Source organism: Lysinibacillus sp. UBA5994, assembly GCF_002429725.1.
GTDB lineage: Bacteria > Bacillota > Bacilli > Bacillales_A > Planococcaceae > Lysinibacillus > Lysinibacillus capsici.
In genome coordinates, this window is record NZ_DJAU01000002.1 from 143494 (window position 1) to 168605 (window position 25112).

The 25112-nt window shown below is 38.9% G+C and carries 23 protein-coding genes and 1 other RNA gene; 7 read left to right on the top strand and 17 right to left on the bottom strand.

What is annotated here, in order from left to right; translation table 11 throughout:
- The first annotated feature begins 10 nt into the window (after positions 1 to 10).
- Both B3D98_RS00990 and B3D98_RS00995 read left to right on the top strand, forming a co-directional pair.
- On the top strand, positions 11 to 193 hold the full coding sequence (locus B3D98_RS00990) for a hypothetical protein (RefSeq protein ID WP_288579773.1): 183 nt from the start codon (positions 11 to 13) through the stop codon (positions 191 to 193).
- Between the two features lie 103 nt (positions 194 to 296).
- Positions 297 to 1463 (top strand): site-specific integrase, encoded by a 1167-nt coding sequence (locus B3D98_RS00995; protein ID WP_288579774.1) that lies wholly within the window; start codon positions 297 to 299, stop codon positions 1461 to 1463.
- A gap of 132 nt (positions 1464 to 1595) precedes the next feature.
- On the opposite strand, the gene ssrA is transcribed toward B3D98_RS00995, so the two are convergent.
- The 17 genes from ssrA to secG form a co-directional block, all read right to left on the bottom strand.
- Positions 1596 to 1951, bottom strand: a transfer-messenger RNA (tmRNA) gene (gene ssrA / locus B3D98_RS01000).
- 194 nt (positions 1952 to 2145) lie between these two features.
- Positions 2146 to 3069, bottom strand: coding sequence for a DMT family transporter (locus B3D98_RS01005; RefSeq protein WP_288579775.1), 924 nt, complete (start codon positions 3067 to 3069; stop codon positions 2146 to 2148).
- 208 nt (positions 3070 to 3277) lie between these two features.
- Positions 3278 to 3586 (bottom strand): Zn-ribbon domain-containing OB-fold protein, encoded by a 309-nt coding sequence (locus tag B3D98_RS01010; RefSeq protein ID WP_054549530.1) that lies wholly within the window; start codon positions 3584 to 3586, stop codon positions 3278 to 3280.
- A 3-nt stretch (positions 3587 to 3589) separates the two neighbouring features.
- The gene (locus B3D98_RS01015; RefSeq protein ID WP_009373209.1) at positions 3590 to 4723 is read right to left on the bottom strand and encodes a thiolase C-terminal domain-containing protein; all 1134 of its coding nucleotides are present in this window, start codon (positions 4721 to 4723) and stop codon (positions 3590 to 3592) included.
- The gene (locus B3D98_RS01020; protein ID WP_054549531.1) at positions 4720 to 6201 is read right to left on the bottom strand and encodes a class I adenylate-forming enzyme family protein; all 1482 of its coding nucleotides are present in this window, start codon (positions 6199 to 6201) and stop codon (positions 4720 to 4722) included. Before B3D98_RS01020 ends, B3D98_RS01015 begins: the two co-directional genes overlap by 4 nt.
- An 11-nt stretch (positions 6202 to 6212) precedes the next feature.
- Positions 6213 to 6689: a PCC domain-containing protein gene (locus B3D98_RS01025; protein ID WP_054549532.1), complete on the bottom strand. Its 477-nt coding sequence runs from the start codon at positions 6687 to 6689 to the stop codon at positions 6213 to 6215.
- Positions 6682 to 7431, bottom strand: a complete 750-nt coding sequence (locus tag B3D98_RS01030) for an SDR family NAD(P)-dependent oxidoreductase (RefSeq protein WP_083225322.1) — start codon at positions 7429 to 7431, stop codon at positions 6682 to 6684. Before B3D98_RS01030 ends, B3D98_RS01025 begins: the two co-directional genes overlap by 8 nt.
- Before the next feature lie 14 nt (positions 7432 to 7445).
- Entirely contained in the window at positions 7446 to 8771 is a 1326-nt protein-coding gene (locus B3D98_RS01035; RefSeq protein ID WP_054549533.1) for a TRAP transporter large permease, read from the bottom strand.
- Positions 8768 to 9265 (bottom strand): TRAP transporter small permease, encoded by a 498-nt coding sequence (locus B3D98_RS01040; RefSeq protein ID WP_054549534.1) that lies wholly within the window; start codon positions 9263 to 9265, stop codon positions 8768 to 8770. The genes B3D98_RS01035 and B3D98_RS01040 overlap by 4 nt, the downstream gene beginning before the upstream one ends.
- Positions 9266 to 9276: 11 nt before the next feature.
- Positions 9277 to 10302, bottom strand: coding sequence for a DctP family TRAP transporter solute-binding subunit (locus B3D98_RS01045; protein ID WP_066037103.1), 1026 nt, complete (start codon positions 10300 to 10302; stop codon positions 9277 to 9279).
- Between the two features lie 163 nt (positions 10303 to 10465).
- On the bottom strand, positions 10466 to 11566 hold the full coding sequence (locus tag B3D98_RS01050; RefSeq protein WP_054549536.1) for a CdaR family transcriptional regulator: 1101 nt from the start codon (positions 11564 to 11566) through the stop codon (positions 10466 to 10468).
- Positions 11567 to 11611: 45 nt separating this feature from the next.
- Positions 11612 to 12952 (bottom strand): (Fe-S)-binding protein, encoded by a 1341-nt coding sequence (locus B3D98_RS01055; RefSeq protein WP_259949782.1) that lies wholly within the window; start codon positions 12950 to 12952, stop codon positions 11612 to 11614.
- A complete protein-coding gene (locus B3D98_RS01060; protein WP_288579781.1) occupies positions 12939 to 14354 on the bottom strand; it encodes an FAD-binding oxidoreductase in 1416 nt (471 codons plus the stop codon). The genes B3D98_RS01055 and B3D98_RS01060 overlap by 14 nt, the downstream gene beginning before the upstream one ends.
- 229 nt (positions 14355 to 14583) lie before the next feature.
- Positions 14584 to 15048: an SsrA-binding protein SmpB gene (gene smpB / locus B3D98_RS01065; protein WP_009373233.1), complete on the bottom strand. Its 465-nt coding sequence runs from the start codon at positions 15046 to 15048 to the stop codon at positions 14584 to 14586.
- Positions 15049 to 15119: 71 nt separating this feature from the next.
- Positions 15120 to 17591, bottom strand: a complete 2472-nt coding sequence (rnr, locus tag B3D98_RS01070) for a ribonuclease R (protein ID WP_048390899.1) — start codon at positions 17589 to 17591, stop codon at positions 15120 to 15122.
- Positions 17592 to 17628: 37 nt separating this feature from the next.
- Positions 17629 to 18375 carry an alpha/beta hydrolase gene (locus B3D98_RS01075; RefSeq protein ID WP_288579786.1) on the bottom strand — a complete coding sequence of 249 codons (747 nt, stop codon included), beginning with the start codon at positions 18373 to 18375 and terminating at the stop codon, positions 17629 to 17631.
- 187 nt (positions 18376 to 18562) lie between these two features.
- On the bottom strand, positions 18563 to 18790 hold the full coding sequence (secG, locus tag B3D98_RS01080; RefSeq protein WP_004228101.1) for a preprotein translocase subunit SecG: 228 nt from the start codon (positions 18788 to 18790) through the stop codon (positions 18563 to 18565).
- Between the two features lie 205 nt (positions 18791 to 18995).
- Between secG and B3D98_RS01085 the strand changes: the two genes are divergently transcribed.
- The 5 genes from B3D98_RS01085 (at position 18996) to dltB (ending at position 25108) form a co-directional block, all read left to right on the top strand.
- A complete protein-coding gene (locus B3D98_RS01085; RefSeq protein ID WP_288579790.1) occupies positions 18996 to 20243 on the top strand; it encodes a DUF5050 domain-containing protein in 1248 nt (415 codons plus the stop codon).
- 148 nt (positions 20244 to 20391) lie between these two features.
- On the top strand, positions 20392 to 22038 hold the full coding sequence (locus B3D98_RS01090; RefSeq protein WP_259949792.1) for an alkaline phosphatase: 1647 nt from the start codon (positions 20392 to 20394) through the stop codon (positions 22036 to 22038).
- A 279-nt stretch (positions 22039 to 22317) separates the two neighbouring features.
- Positions 22318 to 22455 (top strand): teichoic acid D-Ala incorporation-associated protein DltX, encoded by a 138-nt coding sequence (locus B3D98_RS01095; RefSeq protein WP_004228095.1) that lies wholly within the window; start codon positions 22318 to 22320, stop codon positions 22453 to 22455.
- A 17-nt stretch (positions 22456 to 22472) separates the two neighbouring features.
- Complete coding sequence (gene dltA, locus B3D98_RS01100; protein ID WP_288579797.1) at positions 22473 to 23948, top strand: D-alanine--poly(phosphoribitol) ligase subunit DltA; 1476 nt, start codon at positions 22473 to 22475, stop codon at positions 23946 to 23948.
- Positions 23945 to 25108 (top strand): D-alanyl-lipoteichoic acid biosynthesis protein DltB, encoded by a 1164-nt coding sequence (gene dltB / locus B3D98_RS01105; RefSeq protein ID WP_288579799.1) that lies wholly within the window; start codon positions 23945 to 23947, stop codon positions 25106 to 25108. Before dltA ends, dltB begins: the two co-directional genes overlap by 4 nt.
- Positions 25109 to 25112: the final 4 nt, after the last annotated feature.

The window sequence follows — 25112 nt, forward strand, 5'->3', positions numbered from 1 at the left end:
GATTATTAAAATGAACAGTACAATTGAAATAAGAGAATGGATCTCTTTAAAAGAAGCCGCTAAATATGCCAGTGTTTCCTACAACACTTTTATCAAATTCCGACATATGGGCTTAAAAGTATGCGAAATTGATGGCATTAAAAGAGTTTCCAAAAAAGAAATCGATCGCTTTTTAGAAGAATACAGCTTTTAATTGCTTAGAGAGGATTTTTCCCCGGTTAAATTATATATTATACCTGTGAGGATTAGTCCTCTCTTTTTTATCTTGCCCCCGCAACGATATTAGGAGGATCACTATGACTAAAAACAATACTTCACCCATCAAAAGTTACCAAAACAAAGATGATAAAACCTTATATATGTTTCAAGTCTATTTAGGTGTAGATGAGTTAACAGGTAAAACTCGCAGCACTACTCGTAGAGGCTTTAAAACGAAAAAAGAAGCGGAACTTGCTTTAGCACGTATTAAACTTCAAGTTTCTGAAGGCACCTACAAACAAAAAAGTGCAGAGACATACCAGGAAGTTTACGATCTTTGGATCACGCAATATGAAAAAACTGTAGAAGACAGCACATTTGTTAAAACAGTCGGCTACTTTAAAAACCATATACTACCTTCTATGGGAAGTTACCGTATCGAAAAAATTACGATCGCTATTTGCCAAAAACACTACAATGAATGGGCTGCTAAAGTACAAAAAGCACGTACAATTAAGTCTTACGCAAAAAAAATATTAGATTTTGCTATTGTACATGGGTTTATTCAAACGAACCCATTCACTCATGTTGAAACAAAAGTAAAGAAAACCTTTACCGAACCTCCAGAAGAAGCCATTGAAAACTTTTATACACGTGATGAGTTAGTTTCATTCTTAGAGAAGGCAAAAGAGCATCTCAATTATAAAGCATATGCTCTACTGCGCTTAATCGCATATACTGGCATGCGTAAAAGTGAAGCTTTAGCATTATCGTGGAATGATGTAGACTTTGTAGAAAGTGAGCTTACTATCAATAAAGCGATTGGGCGAGGCAAACAAACACAGCTTTATTTGAAAACGACTAAGACTGGTAAGCCACGTACAGTTAAATTAGATGAAACAACCTTATCTATCTTGAAAGAATGGAATAAGCTTCAAAAGCAGCAGTATATTCAGCTTGGTATTAATACATTAAAGAAAAATCAGCTTATGTTTAGTAATACTAAAAATGAATATATACAACCTGGACAAGTTCAAAAGTGGATGTACAGTGTTCATAATAAATACGCTTTAAAAAGAGTATCTCCTCATGGTTTACGCCACACTCACTGCTCACTTTTATTCGAAGCTGGTGCAAGTATTAAAGAAGTACAGGATCGACTTGGCCATTCTGACGTAAAAACTACTTTAGACATTTATACGCACGTCACAAAAAAGGCGAAAGAAGGCGCTATACAGAAGTTTGTAAGCTATTTAGAAGGTTAAGTTTCCGACTTAGTTTTGACTAGAAATTGACTAGATTTTAATGAAATCCATTGAAATCAGATGAATAAAAAAAGTGCCAAAACCCTTATATATCAAGGATTTTGACACTCATTGAAATCATTTGATTCCATAAAATGGAGACGGCGGGAGTCGAACCCGCGTCCAGAAACTCCAATACTTCAGCTTCTACGCGTGTAGTTTGCCTATTTACGATTCACGTAACATTATGCCGACAAACAGGCGTCCTGTACGCTAACCTGGAAATCTCTTGCCGATGACTCAGGTGGCACCATCGACCGTATCCCACTAAAGTTGGGCCCCACGTTCTCTACATGGGCGATAGAGAGGCAGAGCGCTTACGAGCTTACGCTGCGAAAGCTAAGTTTTGTTGTTTGCCAGTTATTATATAACTGTCGTTGATGACGGAGCCGAGCCCTCCGACGCGCGACCAAAGCTTGAACCATCCCTGTCGAATCCGTAACGTCCCCGGATATAATCCGGTTATAAACCGTTCGGACAACGCTGCATAGTGCAGGTTGTAAATGAACATCGTATGAGTAGATGCTCACTGGCATGTGTTACTATTATAAAATAAATAGCTTAAAACATCAAGTAGAGACACTTTATAAGTTGGATCAGCGTTCTTATAGAAGCCTAGGAAAAGTTGAGCATCTCTACTTTTCTAACATTCTAGTTTATCGCGATTTTTTTTCCTTTGAAGAAGTCTTTCCTCTAAATTGCTTGTGCCGATTATAACGCCTGAAATAATAATTAAACTGCCGATAAATTGTTGCAGTGTAATGATTTCATGCAAAAATAAGGCCGCTCCAATGAGTGCGAATATGGTATTGAAATTCACAAAAATAGCGGATTCCGCTGCACCAATGTGTTTTATACATAAATTATATAGTGTATGTCCGATGGAAGTAGCTAAAATAGCAGACATGAAAAATAAGAGCCATATGAACGGACTGAATGATAAAAATGCCCCGTAGCTTCGGAAGCTTGTAGCGAATGTGAAAATTAATAAGAGTGATGAGCCTATGAGAAGCATCCAGCCTGTCATCAGCATGGGAGAGATGACTTCCGTGGCACGGCGAATGGCAATAAAGCTAAAGGCCTGCAAAAAGAATGACATAAAGACGAGAAAATCACCTAGCTGTAAATTCGTTAGCTCGGTAATGTCGTCCACCACTGCGAATAGCACGCCAACTCCACCAAGGGCAAAGCCAATTAATTTAGATTTTGTCATAACCGTGTCTTTAAATAGTACGGCAATGAGTGCCGTAAAAAGTGGACTTAAGCCACTAATAATGGCTGTTTTCATGGCTGTTGTTTGAACGATGCCATATGCTAAAAAGACATGGTGACAAATGACGCCAAAAAAACAACCAATGAATATGTACTTAAATGGCATCCCCTTTGTATAAAGCGGCTGCTTCGTTAGCTTTAAAATAATAAAAATCGTAATAGCTGCAAGAAAAATACGCGCCGTTTGTATCGTTAATGGATCGCCATTGGAAACAATCACTTTTAGCCATGTAACGTTCATGCCCCAAAGAAACATAACGAAAACTAAAATGGAATAAACCTTTGCATTTGCCAAGTCATCACCTCCTGTTTTATTCGATCGCAAGATAAGAAGCCTCTCTATGTTCTATGAGACAACAGGCTAACACCTGCAGCAGGACCCAAATTGAAATTTGCCTCAATAAAGGGGCTTTTATAATAAGTCTAGTAGACTATTCATAGGAAAGTAGGCCGCCAGGAAAGACATCGCCTTCCAAACAGCCTACCATACTTCATACTCATCCTTAAGCAGTTCTCACCTTTTGATAAATGTATGTTCCATCTTTCATTTCATCAAGCTGTACGGGGTCACCAATTTGGACATTTTCTTGAATGCGCACTGTTAGCTTGGCTGTGGAATCCTTTAGCTGTACTAGTGCCACAGTATACGGTGCCAAATGGGCATATTCTGCTGGTGCAATATGAATGACCGTAAAGCTGTACACGGTTCCCTCATCTGGGACTTCTCGTTCATTTTTAATTTCTTGGCGGCAGGTGCTGCAATACACTTTTTTCGTTACTGATTCTACACCACAGCATTCATAAACCTTCATCTGCTACACCCTTTCTAATATGTGGACAACCGAATAAGAACCAGTGCCACCTAAATTTTGTGCAAGTGCTAATCGCGGTCGTTTTTCTAGCTGGTTTGGTGCGTGTCCGCGTAATTGTAGTACTAATTGGTAAAACTGCGCCACACCTGTTGCGCCAATAGGATGTCCTCTTGATAAAAGCCCTCCGCTTGTATTGACAGGCTTTTCTCCGTTCACGCGCGTTTTTCCTTGCTCAATAGCCAGCCAGCCTTCTAATTTCGGGAAAAAACCAAGCTCTTCAATAGCCAGCATTTCTGTCATAGAGAAGCAATCGTGAATTTCCACAACATCAATATCCTCAGGACCAACCCCTGCTTTTTCATAGGCTTGCTGACCTGAAATGCGGATCGCTGGTAATGATAGTAAATCAATGGCATCCTGCATCATTGTCGGTCCTGAAGCCTGTGCAGATGCTACTATTTTAATATCCGATGGCTTACGAGATAACACAACTGCTGCTGCTCCATCTGTAATCGGTGAACAATCGAATAAGCCAAGTGGATCTGTAATCATGCGTGCGTTCATTATTTCTTCGAGTGTTGCTGGTTTTTGGAATTGGGCTAATGGATTTTGCAATGCATTTTCACGGTTTTTCAACGCTAATTTTGCTAAATGGGATTTATTTGCACCTGTCTCATGGAAGTAGCGGTTTGCGACTACGCCAAAAAATCCTGGGAAAGTTAGACCCGCATAACGTTCGTTTGTCGTCTGATCCATTGCAGAGTTAATAAATTGCGTGACAGTGGCGGTTGGGGCATGCTTCATTTTTTCTACACCAACAACTAAAACGCTTTCATATTCGCCACTTAATATACCTAAAATACCTTGTCGTAATGCAATACCACCTGATGCACAGGCACCCTCTAATTTGGCTGTAGGGATGGGTCCGAGCCCTAGGTCATTTGCTACGATCGCACCTAGAATTTCTTGATTGGCTAAGCTACCTCCCATATAGTTACCAACAAAAACCGCATCGATTTTTAAGTCTCTTGCCTCATCTAGCGCCTCTTTACTAGCAGTGAGCATTAAATCCTTCAATGAAGCATTTTCATTGTTACCGAACTTCGTCATACTTACACTATGAACATATACCGTCATTGCGTCACCTCCATATGCTGTTTTACTAGCTCACGCTTTAATATTTTCCCGTAGGAGCTTTTTGGTAGGGCTTCAACTACGAAAATTTCTTTTGGCTTTTTAAAGCTTGCTAAATGTTGCTGGCAAAGCTCGATTAAGGCAGCCTTCTCAATTTCCCCACGGCCGTTTGGCACGACATAGGCGACAATGGATTCGCCCCATTTGTCATCTGGAATACCAATCACACATGTTTCCTTGACGAATTCATGCTTGTTCAACACTTCCTCTACTTCTCGCGGATAGATATTTACACCACCTGAAATAATGACCTCCTTTTTACGGTCCACGATCGATAGGTAGCCATGCTCATCTAGCTTGCCTAAATCGCCTGTATGAAGCCAGCCATCACGCAATGTTTCTGCTGTCGCCTTTTCGTTATTCCAATAGCCCTGCATAATAAGCGGGCCCTTTGCTGTAATTTCGCCTATTTCTCCTACTGGACATTCATTGCCCTCAGCATCCACGATTTTCACATCAACAAAAGGTCCAATTCTACCACATGAATCAAGGCGGGATGGTAAATCCTCGCGTGGCATCATCGAAATGCACATCGGTCCCTCTACTTGACCATAGGTTTCTACAAATTTTGTTCCTACTTTATCTAGTGCCTCTTGCAACTTAGCAGCAGCGATCGGTGAGCCTGCCATATTAATCGATTTAATGGTACGAAGCTTCTGCGGGTCGAACTGATCGTGCTGAATCATAAGGTTGACCATCGTTGGGACTAGGAAAATGATTGAAATACGATCCTGCTCTAATAAATGAACAAATTGCTCTGGCTCAAATTTATCGTAAATAACTTGTGTTAAGCCATAGAGCCATGCCACATGACTTAAAAAATTTGCCCCGTGTGTCAGTGGTGCGACGTGACCGAGCATATCCGTATAGTCAACTTCACACGCTATTGCTAAGGATAGGGCTCCACTAACCATATTGCGATGTGACAGCATAACACCTTTCGGATTACCTGTCGTTCCTGAAGTATACATAATGGCCATCGTATCATTTTCTTCCACTTCATTTTCATGGGACTGCCCTTTAAACTGTTTTACTACTAGCTCATACGGTTCTCCACAATAAAGAATAGGAAAGTCAATTTGTAGCGGATCAATTAATGATTTTTCACCAATCATCAGACTCATACCTGAATCCTTCACCTGATACTCATGTTCTTTCGGATGCAAGCGGTAATTAAGTGGGACTTTAATAAGACCATATAAAGAAACAGCTACATCAAGCTCTATATGCTCTAATCGATTTGACATTAAAATACCTACGCGCTCTCCTTTTTGTAAGTTAAGGCTTTTAAAATAAGCTGTTAGAGCATAGGCCCGTTCCATCAAATCGGCATAGGAAATCGCACGATCTTTGAATTTAACTGCTATTTTATCTGGATATGCTCGAGCCGATTTCAGTGCTAATTGGCCAATTGTACTCATTTATCTTCCCCCTATTCATCAAAATGAAAAATTAGAACCCCAAATTGTTGATCCTTCCGTCTTTTCGGTATCGCCTCTCTTAATGGATAGAGGATGAATTCGACTGTGATAGCGATTTCATTTTCTCCTTCAAGAAAATGACCACCAGTAAAATGTTGATCACAATCGACAAAAGATCCATGGAAATGAATATCTAAATCATTCGTCTCCATATCTATCCCAATAAACCCTAAACCAGAAATAAGTTCGACCGGAGAGGTAGTTTGCCGTTTTGGTGAATAAACAATGGTCCCTTGCTTTTCACCTCTTTGAACTTGGACATAGGTAGCCTGCTTTAGGGATCCCATGCATTGAAATTGCCCTCCCTTTACCCCAAAGTGATTGCAAACCTCTTTCATCCCAGTAAATAAATCCGTTCCTGCTTTCAATCTTCCGATAATTCTATCCGTAGGTCGGTCATACAAAGCTTGCCAACGAGAATTATCCAATACTAATCCCTCCATCTACCTTTAACACCTGAGCAGTTGCATAGCTAGCCTCCCTCGATGCAAAGTATAAGACAGCACTTGCAATATCATCAGGTGTGCCGATACGCTTAATAACCTGCTGATCTAAATTGTATGGAACCCCTGTTGTAATACCTGTTAAGGTTGCGCCTGGTGCCACGGAGTTACAAGTAATATTAAGTGGGCCAAGCTCTTTTGCTACCCATTTCGTAAGGGCAATTACCCCTCCTTTTGATGCAGCATAAGCTGGACCTGATCGACCTGTACCATCTTCACCAGATGTAACACCACCGTTTAAACCTGAAACTGAGCTAATATTAATAATCCGACCATATTGAGAATCCTTCATATGTGGGTACACACATGCCTGGGTAAACATAAATGTTGCTTTTAAGTTCGTATCAAGATCACGCGACCATTCCTCAAAAGTCATTGTTTCAATATTTTTGCGACTACATGTCCCAGCATTGTTCACCAAAATATGAATCTCTCCATACTTTTCAACTGTGCGATTGACTGTTGCTTTCACAAACTCTGCATCACGAATATCTCCTAAGCATTCTAAATAGCTATCATGTGCTAGTTTTTCAATTGTCTTCTCACATGAATTTAAGTCAACTAAAACAACATGTACCCCTTGCTTTGAAAGCTGGACCGCAACTGCTTGTCCAATCCCACTTGCTGCTCCTGTAACAATCGCTACATCATCTTTTAATGTCATCATAGTTTTCCCCTTTGCTATTTAATATTTAATAAATCTGGTAAAAATGTTGATAGAGAAGGTATATAGGTTACAAGTAATAAAACGATAACCGAAGCAACAATAAACGGGACCACTCCTTTGGAAATTTGAATGATATTAGCCTTTGACATACTTGCTGCAACATATAAATTCAAGCCAACAGGTGGTGTAAATAAGCCGATTGCTAAGTTAATTGTCATAAACACGCCAAATACAGCTGGGTCTACATCGAGCATTAACATAATTGGAAGTAATATCGGGACGAATATATAAAACGCAGAAATGGCATCAATAAATGCACCCGCAATTAATAAAATAATATTTACTAGTAGTAAAATAATGATTTTATTATCTGTTAAACCTAAAACCGTATTTGAAATAGTAGAGGCGATTTGCTCTGTTGTGACAATATAGGCAAAGACAGAGGCGGCACTTACGATAATCATTACAACAGCTGTTTGTAACGCCGACTCAATAAAAATACGATACATCATTTTTATGTAGCCTTTTCGATGAATGAACAGTCCGACAATTAGTCCATATACAACCGCAATAACTGCCGCTTCTGTTGGTGTGAAAAACCCTCCATAGATACCACCTAAGATAATGACAGGAATCATTAATCCTGGTAGTGCCTTTATAAATGCATCCCAACGTTCTTTTCCTGTACTTTTTTGCTTAGTTGCTTCCACAGAGTCATTAAAAATACCCTTTTGAATATCACGTTTGCGGACATACATCCCAGCAATAAATAAACCGATACCTACTAAAATACCTGGTATAACCCCTGCCATAAAAAGACGGTTAATTGTAATTGGGATTTGATCTCCTGCTACTACTGCAAAAATAATGAATGCAATCGATGGGGGAATAATAATACCTATCGCACCCGCACTCGCCACTAATCCACCAGCAGTTTCTTTACGGTAGCCGTTTTTCACCATTGCTGGAATGAGAATACCTCCAATTGCAGCAACTGTGGCTGGACCAGACCCTGAAATAGCAGCGAAGAAAATCGCTACTAATACCGTTACAAGTACAATCCCACCTTTACGATGTCCTACTAATGTTTGTGCAAAGTCGATTAAACGCTTAGAAATTCCGATATGGTCCATAATGACACCAGCTAAAATAAAGAATGGAATCGCTAATAGCGTAAACTTTGCCACGCTCGTATACATAATATCTGTTAATGCCTCAAAACCAGATAGTCCTTGTGATGTAAATAGGACTACCATTGAGGCTACCGCTAAGGAAGCAGCGATTGGTACCCTTAAAAATACGAGCAATATAAAGGAGCCAAAAAGTAATAATGCTATCATACGAGCTCATCCCCTTTCGCTCCATTCCCTTCATTACTCACTGCTTTATACTCTTCTAACATTGCTTGAACTGTACGAATTAAGCACAGTAATGCACCTAGTGGTAATGCCGAAGATAAAATCCACTGCGGCATCCCTAAGGCTGGTGTTGTTTGATTAATCTGCATTTGGAACAATACCATATCAATGCCGTAATAAAGTAATACTGCAAACAATACACCACTCGCTACTGATGAAATAATGACAATCGCCTTTTTTGTCAGCTTGTTCCCTTTATCGAACAATAAGGTAAAACCAAGGTGTGCGTATCTCCGCACACCTAATGCTGTCCCAACAAATGTAAGCAATACTAACAAATTAACTGTGATTTCTTCTGTAAAAGAAAGGGATAAGTTGACTAAATTACGAGAAACAATGTTTACAAATGTTATAAATGTAATCGCTGCAAATGTAACGCTTAATATAATCTCTTCAAAGTAGTCTAAGAATTTCATATGTTTCCCCCTTATGGCGTAAACGCTTTCAGTAAATCTTCTCCCCAAATATCTGTGTATTTATCATAAATAGGCTGAACAGCTTTTTTAAACGCTTCCAATTCTGCATCTGTTGGCGTATAAACATTCATTCCTTTAGCTTTTAAATCTTCAATTTGTGATGCTTCTTTTTCACGTGCAATTTTCACTTGATATGCAGCTGCCTCTTTACCTAGTCGATCAAATAATTCACGGTCTGCATCACTTAAAGAATCATAGAGCTTTTTATTCATACCTAACACTAATGGATCATATGAATAGTTCCACAATGTTAAGTAATCCTGAACTTCGTCTAGCTTTGACGAAGCAATAACATCAATAGGATTTTCTTGCCCATCAATCGTTCCTTGCTGCAATGCTGTAAACACTTCTGAGAATGTCATTGTTGCAGGATCTGTTCCTAATGAACGGTATAAATCTGTGTACATGGTAATACCAGGTATACGAATCTTTAATCCATTTAAATCTTCTGGTAGCTTAATTTCACGCTTACTATTCGTTATTTGACGGAAACCATTTTCTCCATAGCCTAAAGCTTGTACTCCCTTTTCAGCTAAAAGTCCTTTAAGCTTTTCTCCCCCTTCTCCATTAAACACTTTATCTACCTCTGAATGATCCTTAAGTAAAAAAGGTGCACTTGTCACACCAAAACGTTGATCTAAAATCGAATAAATAATCGTAGAGTTAAATGTTAAATCAATTGAACCCTTTGCTAAGCCTTCAACAGCCTTACCAGAATCTCCCCCAGATAATTGTTCATTCGTAAATACTTCAATTTTAATGCGACCATCTGTTTCTTTATCCATATCATCTGCCAGTTTTTTTGCTGCCTCATACCATGTTGATGAATCTGATACTGTGACAGACATTTTTAATTTATATGACTTTTCTTTATCATCAGCATCCCCGCTACTGCTACCACCACAGGCAGCTAGTATTGCTGATACGATCAAGAGCATAGCCAAGAGAAGATTTCTCCCTTTTAAAAATTTCCTCATAAAATATCCCCCTACTCTTTTTATATTAGATTCTATAATTATTTTATAATTCCGAAAAATCTAAATATATATTCTTAGGGGATAAAAAGTCACATGATAATTGAGTGATTTTTGTCTCTAATAAATAAAAAACATACAAATAACAGCATTTTTAAGTATTTAATTAGATGCTTTTTCTTTTTCGAAACAGCAAAATAGCAATCATTAATTCCAGTTTGTTTTCATTATTATTAATATCAATCTTTAAAAGCTTTTCTATTTTTTTTAAGCGATATTTTAATGTATTTTTATGAATATGAAGGGCATCAGCAATTTCCTGTAAGCCCCCTTTACTTTTAAGCCACATTTCTAGATTGTATATTAGTTCTTCTTCCTCTATTAAAGAACCAATTGTTCTGCCGATGAAATGGCCAACCTTTTGTTCATCAAGGTCGGACAATAGTAACTCTAATTTCAAATCCTCTTCAAATACTATTTGTCTATTTTCTATAGCAACTGTTAACGCTATATTTGCTTCATTATAGGATGCATTTAGCTCAAAGAAGGAATGTGAGTTGCCGACGCCTATAAATATATCGTCATCATATAGCTTTATCAGTTTACGGTTAAATGAATGAAGTGTTTGCTCTAAATGAATACGCGTTATTTTGGGGACAAGCAGCACTAGCTTATCAAAGCTCCATTGAAAAATATGTAATTGAGGATGGATTATTTGAATTGCACGCAAATAATCCACCCCCTTCTCATCGATTCTCCTATTCAATTGAATTATAATAATTCGATTGTAGAGCTCTGTATCAATATTTAACATTTCTGCTCGTTGCTCTAGCAACAATTGATTTACCTGACCATTTAATAAATCTAGCAGGAAGAGCTCAAACATTTTAGTCTCTCGTTCTTTTTTACGGTGCATTAAAAAATCTTCCACAAAAAACTGTGTAATTTTCTGAACAAGCTTCCCGTATTTTTCTATTTCCACAGGTTGTCCAGTAACACCAATTACTCCGATTGATGTATCTTCAATAACTAATGGCATGACAAGACCCTCACGCACACCCTTCAATTGAACCGACAGTTCCTTCGTCATATGCATGACTTCTTTGTTTTTCATGGCTATTAAAGCACCCTCATGAAATTGATTCATCCTCGACATGTCTGTGCTGGCAATAATAAATCCATTATGATCGATTACAACAACATTTTGATCAATCAACTCACCAAGCTCTCTTACAATTTTTGTGCCAATTATTTGCAAATCAAACATTGTGCCACCCCCCATAAAGATTAATATACTGATTATGCCGAAAATTTAGTATATTTTAGCTATTTTACTACAGTTTTCTATGCTCTTGTAGATAAAATCAACAATATGTGCGGCTTGCATGCTTGCTTCTAGATTTTCTTTATGGATACCAGATTGAATTTGCAGCAAGCAACCAGGATTGGCTGTGACAATCACTGTAGGCTGTAGCGCCTTAATCGTAGCCATTTTTGTAGTTAAAATATTATCTGCTGATGCAGGCTGCAATAAATTATATATTCCTGCTGAACCACAACATGTATTGGCATTTGGCAGCTCTTTAAAGTGCACATTCGGTAGGGCCTGTAAAATCATTCTTGGCTCATTGAAGATTTTATTAACATTGCGTAAATGGCAGGAATCCTGATAGGTTACAAGAGTCTTGTTTACTTGTTGTGGCAAGGTTGCTAAATAATCCAGTAGCCCAGCTTTGACAAGCAGACTTGAAATATCAATTGTCTTCTTTGAAAATCGAACTGCTTTTTCACGATAGCGTTCATCACTATGTAAGTGCTTCTCATATTCCTTTAAGAAAGCACCACAACCACCTGCGTTATTAACAATATAGGTATAATCATCTGAATCAAATAACTCTACATTACGAATTAAGTTTTGCTTACCACGCTTTAGTTCACCACTATGTCCATGGAGTGCTCCGCAGCAACTTTGATTATCTGGAATAACGACATCAACACCAAGCAATTGTAGCAAGGACACCGTTTTTTCATTTGTTTCCTTATAAAGTGTATCCATTAGACAGCCTGTAAAAAAGGCCACCTTCATCGAAGCTGTTTTTACCTTCTTTAATGGCTGTACCTTTTTAGCTACGGGAGGTAAAGATGCCTCCATTGTTTTTAAATGCTTTGGGAATAAATTTAAAAAGCCAATTTTCCGTACAGCTTTTTGTAGACCTGTTTTTTGATAAAGATGCACTAGACTAACTGCATGCTCCATATTTTTTTGCTTGACGAAAAGATGATTGAAAACAATTTTTCTTGTTGTTTTTTCTACGAAGGAAGATTGCTTCACTTCTTGTACGGCTTCACGGGTTTGCTCGATTAAAGCACCATACTGTACACCAGCTGGACATGCCGGCTCACATGCGCGACATCCTAAACATAAATCGAATGATTGTTCTACAGATGCATCGAAAGGTACAATCCCGTCACGTACTGCCTTCATCAAGGCAATGCGTCCACGTGGTGATTGTGCCTCATCCTGCTCCATGTGAAGATAGGTCGGACAGCTTGGCAAACAGAAGCCACATCTCATACAGTCGAGCAATAGATTTTCATCGACATGTGTCTGGAAGGATTGCTGCATTTGCTGTTGTACGTTAGTTACCACCATGTACCACCACTCTTTTCTTCGTTTCTTTAGCAAAGACTTTGCCAGGATTCATAATATGGTTAGGATCGAAAGTTTGCTTAATGTTTTTCATTACATTAATACCGATAGGACCAATTTTCCATTCTAAATAAGGTGCTTTCATTTCACCTACACCGTGCTCCCCTGTAATCGTGCCACCTAGCGACAGTGCTGCCTCAAAAATTTCCGAAAATGCCGCTTCCACACGGTGCATCTCCTCTTCATCTCGCAAGTCTGTTAAACATGTAGGATGCAAATTTCCATCCCCTGCATGACCAAATGTGGCAATATTGACATTGTACTTTTCGGATATATCATTAATTCTCATCACCATTTTGGCCAGCTCTGATCGTGGTACTGTGGCATCCTCTAAAATAACTGTCGGTTTTAATTTTGCTAATGCTGATAATGCGACACGTCTTGCTGTTTTAATTTGCTCCGCTTCCTGTGCATCTTTTGCAATTTGCGTAAAGAGAGCTCCATTTTCTTCAGCGATTCGTACCATTTCTTTGACATCTTGTTCTACTTGATGCATTTCACCATCCTGCTCAAGTAATAGCATTGCTTCTACATCTGTTGAGAGTCCAATTTTCATATATTGCTCGACGGCGCTAATTGTTTTTTTATCAAGAAATTCTAGCGTTACAGGAATGATTTTATTGGCAATAATACTAGAGACTGTTCTCGCTGCATCCTCTAAGGATTCAAAGTATGCGATACTCGTCATTTTATATTGTGGCAACGGAATAAGCTTTAAAGTAATCGCTGTTACGACACCCAATGTTCCCTCTGCTCCAACAAATAATGATGTGAGGTCATAGCCCGCTACGTCCTTTGCTAGTTTGCCACCTGTTTCTATAATATCCCCGTTTGGTAAAACAACTTGTAGACCTTTGACATAATCCTTTGTTACACCATATTTTAAGCCACGCAAGCCACCTGAGTTTTCACTAACATTGCCACCAATCGTAGAAATTCTCATGGAGCTTGGATCAGGAGGGTAAAATAAACCATGTGCTTCGACGAATGTACAAAGATTCTCAGATATAATGCCAGGCTGGACTGTAATCGTTAAATTTTCCTTATCGAAATTTAAAATTTGATCCATTCTATTAAATAAAATCACTACGCCCCCATCGTAAGGCACCGTTCCTGCTGCAAGATTTGTTCCAGAACCTCGCGGAATAATTGAAATTCTATATTCATTACATACTTTAATTACCTCTGCAATTTCCTCTGCATTCCCTGGTGAAATGACAAGATCAGGTAAGCGCTGAAAATTTGCCGTTGCATCATAGGAATATGCTAAAAGCTGTGCAGTTGAGTTTTTAATGTATTTTTCACCAACAATGTGCGTAATTTTTTCGATAACTGTTTTATTCATAAGACTCACCTCGAAATGAATTATGTAGTTACTACAATTTTAATTGTTTGAATTTTCTAAACATATGTCTTGGAAGATAAAAAAGGGGATTATATTTTAATTTTTTTGTGTTATAGGACCAAAAAAAGAAGCTGTTGGATAGATCCAAACAGCTTCTAACAAATTTGCTTCAATATAGAAAAAAACAGATGAGAAAGTTCGGCACTTGCCAGCTTTCTCATCAGCCTTTTTAACGCTGGCGTTCCTTGAAGGCACGTTCCATCTCGCGTTTGGCTTCTTTTTTGCGCATGTCGCTGCGCTTGTCGTAGTCTTTTTTCCCTTTACCGATGCCAATAAGGAGCTTGGCATAGCCATCCTTGATGTACATTTTCAATGGAACGATTGTGTAGCCGTCACGTTTTACGGCACCGACTAGCTCGCCGATTTGCTTTTTGTGGAGCAGCAGCTTGCGGGTGCGTAGTGGATCGTGGTTGAAGCGGTTGCCTTGTTCGAATGCGCTAACGTGCATATTGTTGATCCATGCCTCACCATTACGGACGCGGACAAAGGAGTCTTTCAGTTGGACTTTCCCTGCACGGATTGATTTGATTTCTGTACCTGTTAGGACCATGCCTGCTTCGATTGTTTCTTCGATGAAGTAATCATGGCCTGCTTTTTTGTTTTGTGCTAATACTTTACCAGAACCTTTTGCCATATCTTTCACCCTCTACTTAAAAGGTTGAGCTTAAGCGAAAGCACCCTTTCAATGGATACTTTCGCTTAGGCTTATTTACGTTTTGTTTTTTTCTTTTTGCCTTTTTTGGCAATGCCCTCATAGAACTTTTGCTTTTGCTTCACGCGTTTTTTTGGACCTGGGCTTGAGTCATCTTTGCGGCGTCCACGTGGATCACGGTCACTTTCGCGTCGTTCACCTTGCTTTGATGAGCTACGAGTTCCACGGTCATCCTCTTGACGACCGCCTCTACGATTGCCACCACGTCCGCCTTTTTCCTCATCACTGCGTGTGCTTCGGCGACTGCGTCCACCTTTGTTATCGCTATAATTTTTACGTGCATGAATAACAGTTGGTGCTGCTTTGCGTGTTCGTCCATATGAAGTTACCATTCCAACGATTTCAAAGTCAATGGATGACTCCTCAATAATGACATTTGCCACACGAACTGTCACTTCATCCCCAATACGGAATTGGCGATTCGTTCGTTCCCCGATCATAATCATTTGACGATCATCGAAGCGGTAGTAATCATCAGTCATATTACTAATATGGACAAGTCCTTCGATGGTGTTTGGTAGCTCCACGAAAATACCGAAGTTTGTAATGGATGAAACAATTCCTTCGAATTCTTCGCCAATTTTGTCGGACATATATTGTGCTTTTTTCAGTGCGTCTGTATCACGTTCTGCATCAACAGCACGACGTTCACGCTCAGATGTGTGGTCAGCAATTTCATCCATTGCCATACTCCACTGTGCAATGGTTTCTCTCGATGTATCCTTGTTAATTAAATACGTACGAATTAAACGGTGTACAACTAAGTCAGGATAACGACGAATTGGTGATGTGAAGTGTGTATAGAAATCCGTTGATAAGCCAAAGTGTCCAAGACTTTCTGGGTAGTACTTCGCCTGCTGCATTGAACGTAGGAGCATCGTTGAGATAACAGGCTCCTCTGGCATACCTTCAATTGCCTTCAAAACATCCTGTAATGCCTTAGGATGAACGGTATTACCAGTACCTTTAATTAAAATCCCGAAATTCGTGACAAATTCAAAGAAGCGTTGAAGCTTTTCAGGCTTTGGATCTTCGTGAATACGGTATAGAAACGGTACATTCATCCAGTGGAAGTGCTCTGCCACTGTTTCATTGGCAGCTAGCATGAAATCTTCAATTAATTTCTCCGCTACTGTTCGTTCACGTAATTCAATATCAACGGGCCATCCTTCTTCGTTTACGATCACCTTGGATTCTTTGAAGTCAAAGTCAATAGCTCCTCGCATTTCGCGTTTACGGCGTAAAATACCAGATAGCTCAGCCATGTTTTTAAACATTGGAACAAGTGGCTCATAGCGTTCAATTAATGCCTCATCCTGCTCCTCTAAAATCTTGTAAACGTCCTTATACGTCATACGCTCAGTAGTTTTAATGACGCTTTGGAAAATTTCGTGTGCAACCACATTACCATTCGCATCAATAATCATTTCACAGGATAGTGTTAAACGGTCAACCTGTGGATTTAATGAACAAATGCCGTTTGATAAACGATGTGGAATCATTGGAATGACACGGTCTGTTAAATAAACACTTGTCGCACGATCGTAAGCTTCAATGTCAATGACTGAGCCTTGCGTTACATAATAACTTACGTCTGCAATATGTACGCCAAGCTTATACGTACCATCTACATTTTTTGTTACGGTTACAGCATCATCTAAATCCTTTGCATCTGCACCATCAATTGTCACAATCGTTTCATGACGTAAATCACGACGACCTACTAAATCGGCCTCGGTAATTTCATCTGGTACACGCTGTGCAGCAGCAATGACTTCATCTGGGAATTCAGGTGGAATGTCATGCTTATATAAAATGGATAAAATGTCCACACCTGGATCATTTTTATGCCCTAAAATTTTTGTAATATAGCCTGTAGCGGATTTTAAATCCTCTGGCCATGTTGCTACCTCAACAACAACCTTATGTCCATCGACAGCTCCTAATGTATCTCCTTTGGCAATAAAGATATCCATTGGTAGCTTTTTATCGTCTAGGACAACAAAGCCGAAGCCACGGTTAGCCTGAAATGTGCCGACAAAGCTTGTTTGCCCACGCTCGACGACCTTTGTAACCGTACCCTCACGTCGATCACCAAATGATTCCTTTAAAACACGAATCAGAACGATGTCTCCGTTAATGGCACCGTTAATTTCATGCGGCGGAATGAACACATCATCCATGCCCTCGACATCAGGTGTCACGAAGCCAAAGCCCTTCGCATGTCCGATAAATTTACCTCTTAGCAAATTCATACGCTCTGGTAGGCCATAGCGATTGGAGCGAGAGCGTACAACTAAGCCTTGCCCTTCCATGCGGACAAGTGTTTTCACAAGCTCCTTGAACTCCTCCGCATCCTCAAAGCCGAATTCATCCTCGATTTCACCGACGGTTAGTGGTTTATAATCATCTTTGCTGAAAAAATCGAGTAAACGACTTTGTAGTGTATCTTTTTGATCTTTCATACATATTCCCTCCTTCATGAGAAAATCCTATTTATAATTATTGTGCCCAATTTAGGCTTTCTAAAAAGCGATAAATGTCCTCATGTAATTGATCTTTTTCTTGATCTAATGTAATAACATGTTTTGAGTTTTCATACCACTTGATGTGCTTTTCAAGTGACTCAGTTTGATTATATATAATGTTGGCAGATTCTGTCTCTATTACTTCATCATTTGTAGCTTGTACGACGAAAATAGGCGCGTATATCATGTCAATTTCTTGACGAGTGCGAGCTATAAATTCTCGTAGCTGCTGTAGAGATGGCATGCCTTTTTCAGCAATGCTTGCAACTTCAGCTTCAATTTGCTCTTCCTGTTTCCCTTGGAACTTTTTATAGTCCCTTGCATATTTCAAGACACCCTCAAACATAACGTCGGTTGTACGCATTGTCATAGGGGCACACATTGTCACAATTCCTTTAACAGGATTATTTAATGCAACGTTTAATGCCATAACACCGCCTAATGAAAGGCCAGCAACAGCTATTTCCTGATAGCCAGCATCCTGTAACTGTTTGTAGGCGGCAATAACATCCTGCCACCAGTCTGCTGGACCTGTTGTGATTAGTTCTTCTGGTTCCACACCGTGACCTTTATAGTGAGGTGCTAATGTAGTATACCCTTTTTTCTCTAAAAATCTACCAAGCATTCGTACGTCTGCAGAGCTTCCTGTGAAGCCGTGTAATAATAAAACAGCACGTGGTCCTGCCTGAAAGAAAAATGGCTGTGATAATGATTTGTTCACTGTAAGCACTCCTTCATTCTAAAACACTTATACATACTATACCCATTCTCGTCATCCAATGATGCCCAGCGGATGGCATTGGTTATTGCATTACCATTCATTTTTTACTCCAGAGAGAGAATTTACCATTTAACAATGATAAAAGAAAACGCCCAACCAATTCGGTTAGGCGATATATCTTCAACTATTAGATTTTTGTAATAGCGATTGCTAATAAAAAGAACACTATAGCTAACACAATTGTTGCACGGTGAAGGATTAAATCCATACCACGTGCTTTTTGCTTTCCAAATAGTTGCTCAGCTCCACCCGAGATGGCACCTGATAAGCCTGCACTTTTACTAGATTGAAGTAATACCACAACGATTAACGCTAATGATACGATAACTAATGAAACTAATACTACTGTATGCATTCACTGCACCTCCCGAACTTTGAAACATCACAACAGACTACATTATAACAAAAAAAGGTTACGATGACAAACTTCGCTTTATGTTTTGCTGGAAATTTTCCGCCTCAGGCTTCCATCCTTGTCGACTTATGCTACTATTTGTGGATGTCACTCCCTATAATTTAAACTATAATGGCAAAAATGAATTTTTTTGGAGGGTGGGAAAATGAATAAAAAAATAGCAGCGCTGCTTGTGCTATGCTGCATGATTCCGTTTCTTACTGCATGCTCAAAGGCCATTGACCTACTTCTTGAGGAAGAGGATGTAACAACTACGACCTTAGCAGAAGAAACAGAGAATGATATGAAGAAGCCAGAAAGTAAAGCGTTATCTGCCTCTTTTTCACCTAATGATCTTTTTTCAACCTCATTATTTAAGGATGATCCTGCCTTACTACAATTCACTAAAAAAGTCGAAAAACAAGTAGCAAAGTTTGAACAGCACTTTGAAGTCCCTTATACAGGGAAGCTAAACTTCGAAGATTTTGAGGTGCAGCTGAATGACTTAAATAGCCTGCTTTCTTTCGTTGATCCCTATACAGCTGGTTATTTTCTTACTTATGAATGGACGGCTTGGGAAACCGAGGATGGCTATTTGGTAGAGTTGTCGATTGATTACTTAACAGATGCCAAAAAGGAACAAAAGGTCGATCAATATGTAGAGGCTTTTGCTGACCAGTATATTACGACAGATATGACAGATTTTGAACGTGCTAAAATCATTAATGATACGGTTGTACAGTTAGCCACTTATACAGAACAAGGCTCTACTGAGGGACAAACGGTTTTTGAGCTGATAGACGAGGAAACTGCGGTATGTCAAGCCTATGCTCTACTAGCTTATCGCCTACTATTAGCATCGAATGTAGAAGCTAAATACGTATATGGCTATAGTGAGGATCAGCTGCATGCTTGGAATTTAGTCAGTATCGATGGCAATTGGTATCATCTTGATACAACGTGGAATGATGTGGATTCAGCGGAGCCTTATGCGATTTCCTATGAATACTTTTTAGTCAGTGATGAAAAACTAAGCCAAGATCATTTATGGGTAAATGAAAATTATTTTACTGCTACAAATAACAATTATGATTTTATGCATGATATGTGGTATGCCAGTACTGTGGATGATGTGATTTATTATAATAGTATCAATGATAATATGGTCTATTCCTATAATTTAGACACAAATGAAAACAATCAAATTACAGAAACGGCATGCTATTATTTAGCTACTTATGATGATTTCATTTATTGCAGTGACTATGACAATGCCGGTTATTTAACAAAAATTAATGTCCAGGACGGCTCCGAAGAAGTCTTATTTGAAGATGAAGTCCTCAACTTGTACATTGAAGAAGACATTTTATATTATGAAACAATTGATGGCGCACAACATCAGGAAAATTTGTAATGCCCCAAAAGAATCTGTGTGACTTTTACACAGATTCTTTCCTTCCCCAATATTTACATAATTACCATATTCCATTAACAAACCTTTAACGCTAGCTTTACACCATTCCTTTACACTTACAATTGAATTCACCTAAAGGAGGAAAATCATGAAATACGCAAAAAAATGGACTTCATTGTTCTTAGCAGGTGCAGTGACTTTATCCGCAGTTAGTATCCCACAGCAAGAGGTACATGCAGCCGAAGTAAAGAAACCGACGAATGTCATTATGCTTGTGATGGATGGTAGCAGTAATAATGCTGTCACCCTTTCTCGCTGGTATAAAGGTGAAAGCCTAGCAATGGATGAAATTTTATCGGGTGCTATGCGCACATATTCTGCGGAATCTGCCATTACCGATTCCGCGCCTGCTGCGACAGCATTAGCAACTGGGCATAAATCGAACGATAAATATATAGGTGTGCTGCCCTCTGTGATCAACTCCCCTGGATTAACGCAAATCGCTAAGGAAGATGCCTTCCGACCTGTAGCCAATGTGCTAGAAGGAGCTAAACAGCAAGGTAAGGCTACTGGATTAATTTCTACTTCCGAAATTCAACATGCTACACCAGCTGGTTTTTCTGCACATGTCAACAATAGAAGTCAATATGGGGATATAGCAGAGCAGCAGGTTTATCAAAATATTGATGTTGTCTTAGGTGGTGGACTGGAATCACTATCACCAGGCACATCGAAAAACGCTCGTCAAGATGGCGAGGATTTAATCAAAGTTTTGAATGAAAAAAATTATGATCTCGTTAAAACGCGCGATGAGCTATTTAACAGTCAATCCTCAAAAATTTGGGGAAGCTTTGCGCCAAGTGCACTTGCTTATGATTTAGATCGTGCTAAAACAAGAGCATCTGAGCCTACACTTGCTGAAATGACAAATAAAGCAATCAATACGCTGAAAAAGGATGAGGATGGCTTCTTCCTCTTTGTAGAAGGTAGTAAGGTTGACTGGGCTGCACATGCCAACGATACTATTGGTATCATTAGCGATATTTTATCATTCGATGATGCAGTGAAAGAAGCGGTTGATTTTGCGAAGGAAGATGGTAATACTTTAGTCATCGCAGTAACTGATCATGGAAATAGTGGCATTACGATGGGGAACGCTAACACAACTAGTACCTATTCCAACATTCCAGTCTCTGCGTACATCGACCCGTTAAAAAAAGCTACAATGACCATTGAAGGAGCTTTAAGCCAACTAAAAGAAGATCGCTCGAATTTAGTTGAGGTCGCTGCTCTTTATGGCTTAGATTCATTAACGGAGGACGAGCTTAAAACATTACAGTCTGCTAAAGACTTAGGCAATGAAATGGTAAAAATGCTAGCCAATCGTGCAAACATTGGTTATACAACAGGTGGCCATACGGGTGAAGATGTATTCTTATATTCATTTGGTCCTTCTAAATTGACAGGATTAGTAGAAAACACTGATTTAGCCCATACAATGGCACGCTTTATGGGCTTTGACTTAAACACATTAACAAATGATTTATATGTGCCTGCAACGAAGGCATTTACGGAAAAAGGATTTACAACAAAAATTGACTTATCGAATAAAGAAAACCCAACATTTATTGCACAAAAAGCAGATGTTACAGTGAAAATTCCAGTCAATAAAAACACGATGATCTATGAACAAACTTCAACAAACACGGCAAAGACTCATACATTTGATACAATCAATGTCTACAATGGCTCTGAATTTTATGTATCTAAAAAAGTTATTAATGAAGTGAAATAAAAATAATAGCGCGAACATAAGTTGAGATTATTCCCTTATGTTCGTGCTTTTTTTACATAAGTAAACCAGCCAATAATTTGTAAACTCTACATATCCCCCCAAAACCTTAAATTTACCTTAAATTAATCTTATGATTTACTGAATTCATCTTAATTCAGCAACATTTTTCTCCACATTCCGTCAAATCAGTGTTAAAAACATAAGGTAAGGATTTTTAACTAGTAAATTACTATTTTTTGAAAGTTTAATCCTATACTTTTTTTCATTGGAGGTGGACAAATGCAATCCATCAAAAATAATGAGTATCTACGCTTTATTGGCTTCACGTTGTTTTATTTGATTGTTTTGGTACTGTTGTTTCTTATACATGGCTTCCATGATATGAACGCTGGACCATTTATATATACGGAATTTTAAATAAAGGAGATTAAAATATGTTAAGTATTTTGGCAGCTATTGAACGTGTGGCCCTCCAGCAGCCACAAAAAACTGCTTATCAGACTCACAATGCCTCCTTAACTTATAGTGAGCTTTGGCATTTATCGGATCGTCTTGCCGATTATTTAATGAAGCTTAAGTTGCGGAGACAACAGCCTATTGTCATTTATGGACATATGTCCCCCCTACAAATTGTTGCGTTTATCGGAGCTGTAAAAGCTGGCCATCCATATGTGCCTGTTGATTCGTCAACACCATCAGAAAGATTACAGCTCATTACAGAAGCTTCTGGAGCAGGTTTAGTATTGACAACAGAGCTATTACAGATGCCGTTGAACCTGCCAGTTATGGCAGTGCATGATATTCTGGATGCCTCCTCAAAGGACGTGATCCTATCATCCGCAACATGGGTTCGAGATGAGGATATCCATTATATTATTTACACTTCTGGTTCAACCGGTCAACCAAAAGGGGTACAAATAACAGCTAGTAATCTAACACACTTTGTTAGGTGGATGCAGGAACACTTCCCTTTACAGCAAGACGGCGTATTTTTAAATCAAGCACCTTATTCCTTTGATTTATCTGTTATGGATCTCTACCCAGCTCTTGTTGGTGGACACACGCTTTATGCGATTACACAGCAAGAAATTGCTAATCCAAAAGCATTGTTTGATTCATTAGCGATGTCAAATACTCGTGTATGGACTTCTACACCTTCCTTTGCCAAGATGTGTTTGATGAACAAAGAATGGGATCAAAAACTCATGCCTGCATTGGATACTTTTTTATTTTGCGGAGAGGTTTTACCGATAGCGGTATGTAACGAGTTAATGCTTCGTTTTCCACAGGCAACAATTTATAATTTATATGGTCCTACAGAAACAACCGTCGCTGTATCCTATGTAAAAGTAACAAAAGAGCTAGCAGCACACTTCGAACAATTACCAATTGCCCCTATAACGGAGCCAAACGTTTCTGTAGCAGAAGATGGAGAAATTATTATTTCAGGGCCAACCGTTAGCGCAGGGTATTTGGGAGCGCCTGAATTAACAGCGAAGGCTTTCTCGATCGTGGATGGCGATCGCATCTATCAAACTGGTGATATAGGCTATGAGCAGGATGGTTATTTGTTCTTTTCAGGTCGTAAGGATTTCCAAGTGAAATTACACGGCTATCGTTTAGAGATTGAAGAGATTGAAAAACAAATCAATAACCTGCCACCTGTTTCAAGTTGTGTTGTTGTACCTGTTTATAAAGAGAAGGAAATCATTTCTCTTAGTGCCCATATTGTTTTACGTGAGCCATTAACAGGAGCAGCCTTCAAAACGACAAAGCAATTGAAGGCACTTTTATCGGCGTACTTACCTGCCTATATGATACCGAAAACGTTTAAATATATGGACGCTTTACCACTAAATCCAAATGGTAAGGTAGATCGTAAAGGATTGGCGGTTATGGAGACAGTATGACGCCTTATGGAAATATAGCATTTTTTGTGATCATCGGACTTTTATTACTACCTACCATCCTCCTAGGGTTACGAGGCAAATCTTCGAAACGTTATAATCTTTTTATATCGGTCATTGTCTTAGCATTAATCTTCGGACATTCATTGAATGGGACCATCTCGCTCGTATTATTTACTGTCTTTCAGGTAGTACTTATTGTGGCTTATCAGCGTTACCGACTTCAGCAAAATAGCGGAACCATTTTTATAATAGCAGTGCTTTTATCCATATTACCCCTGATTCTTGTGAAGGTTTTGCCGATTCTCGGGTTACATCATGTATTTGGCTTCCTAGGTGTATCCTACATTACGTTTAAAGCGGTGCAAATGATTTTAGAAACTCGTGATGGCTTGATGAAAGAGAAAATTTCGGTAGTAGAGCTAGTCTATTTCTTATTATTCTTTCCTACCGTATCATCGGGACCTATTGATCGTTGGCGTCGTTTTACAAAGGATTTTCATACCGTACCTTCCTCGGAGGATTACCAAAAGCTGCTATTGAGTGGCATTAACTATATTTTTGTCGGCTTTTTATATAAGTTTATTTTGGCTTATTTAATTTACAACTACACGCTTATTTATTTGCCTAACCATACGTATAACTATTTGACACCCTTTCAGGGACAGCTAGCGTATATGTATATGTATAGCTTTTACTTATTCTTTGATTTCGCTGGCTACAGTGCATTTGCTGTTGGTGTGAGCCGGATAATGGGTATCCAAACACCGATTAACTTTAATCGCCCTTTCGCCAGCCGCAATATTAAAGATTTTTGGAATCGTTGGCATATGAGCCTTTCCTTCTGGTTTAGGGATTATGTCTATATGCGCTTTGTCCTTTGGATGACAAAGAAAAAATGGCTAAAAAATAAATTTGCTATTTCGTATATAGGCTTCTTTTTACTATTCTTTTTAATGGGTATTTGGCATGGTCTGGAATGGCACTTTGTGGTCTATGGACTCTATCATGCCCTATTGATTATCAGCTTTGATAAATTTGAACGCTGGAATAAAAAGCATAAGCGTTGGCCAAAAAATAAATGGACGCATGCTATTGGCGTAATCATTACGTTTCATGCTGTATGCTTCGGCTTTTATATTTTTTCTGGCACATTATTTTAAACAA

Bases quoted from the DNA above. Each gene is read 5' to 3' on its own strand.
- B3D98_RS00990 (WP_288579773.1), top strand. From the start codon at position 11: ATGAACAGTACAATTGAAATAAGAGAATGGATCTCTTTAAAAGAAGCC.
- B3D98_RS00995 (WP_288579774.1), top strand. From the start codon at position 297: ATGACTAAAAACAATACTTCACCCATCAAAAGTTACCAAAACAAAGAT.
- B3D98_RS01010 (WP_054549530.1), bottom strand. From the start codon at position 3,586: ATGAAGGTTTATGAATGCTGTGGTGTAGAATCAGTAACGAAAAAAGTG.
- B3D98_RS01015 (WP_009373209.1), bottom strand. From the start codon at position 4,723: ATGACGGTATATGTTCATAGTGTAAGTATGACGAAGTTCGGTAACAAT.
- B3D98_RS01020 (WP_054549531.1), bottom strand. From the start codon at position 6,201: ATGAGTACAATTGGCCAATTAGCACTGAAATCGGCTCGAGCATATCCA.
- B3D98_RS01030 (WP_083225322.1), bottom strand. From the start codon at position 7,431: ATGATGACATTAAAAGATGATGTAGCGATTGTTACAGGAGCAGCAAGT.
- B3D98_RS01035 (WP_054549533.1), bottom strand. From the start codon at position 8,771: ATGATAGCATTATTACTTTTTGGCTCCTTTATATTGCTCGTATTTTTA.
- B3D98_RS01040 (WP_054549534.1), bottom strand. From the start codon at position 9,265: ATGAAATTCTTAGACTACTTTGAAGAGATTATATTAAGCGTTACATTT.
- B3D98_RS01045 (WP_066037103.1), bottom strand. From the start codon at position 10,302: ATGAGGAAATTTTTAAAAGGGAGAAATCTTCTCTTGGCTATGCTCTTG.
- B3D98_RS01050 (WP_054549536.1), bottom strand. From the start codon at position 11,566: ATGTTTGATTTGCAAATAATTGGCACAAAAATTGTAAGAGAGCTTGGT.
- B3D98_RS01055 (WP_259949782.1), bottom strand. From the start codon at position 12,952: ATGGTGGTAACTAACGTACAACAGCAAATGCAGCAATCCTTCCAGACA.
- B3D98_RS01060 (WP_288579781.1), bottom strand. From the start codon at position 14,354: ATGAATAAAACAGTTATCGAAAAAATTACGCACATTGTTGGTGAAAAA.
- smpB (WP_009373233.1), bottom strand. From the start codon at position 15,048: ATGGCAAAAGGTTCTGGTAAAGTATTAGCACAAAACAAAAAAGCAGGC.
- rnr (WP_048390899.1), bottom strand. From the start codon at position 17,591: ATGAAAGATCAAAAAGATACACTACAAAGTCGTTTACTCGATTTTTTC.
- secG (WP_004228101.1), bottom strand. From the start codon at position 18,790: ATGCATACAGTAGTATTAGTTTCATTAGTTATCGTATCATTAGCGTTA.
- B3D98_RS01085 (WP_288579790.1), top strand. From the start codon at position 18,996: ATGAATAAAAAAATAGCAGCGCTGCTTGTGCTATGCTGCATGATTCCG.
- B3D98_RS01090 (WP_259949792.1), top strand. From the start codon at position 20,392: ATGAAATACGCAAAAAAATGGACTTCATTGTTCTTAGCAGGTGCAGTG.
- B3D98_RS01095 (WP_004228095.1), top strand. From the start codon at position 22,318: ATGCAATCCATCAAAAATAATGAGTATCTACGCTTTATTGGCTTCACG.
- dltA (WP_288579797.1), top strand. From the start codon at position 22,473: ATGTTAAGTATTTTGGCAGCTATTGAACGTGTGGCCCTCCAGCAGCCA.
- dltB (WP_288579799.1), top strand. From the start codon at position 23,945: ATGACGCCTTATGGAAATATAGCATTTTTTGTGATCATCGGACTTTTA.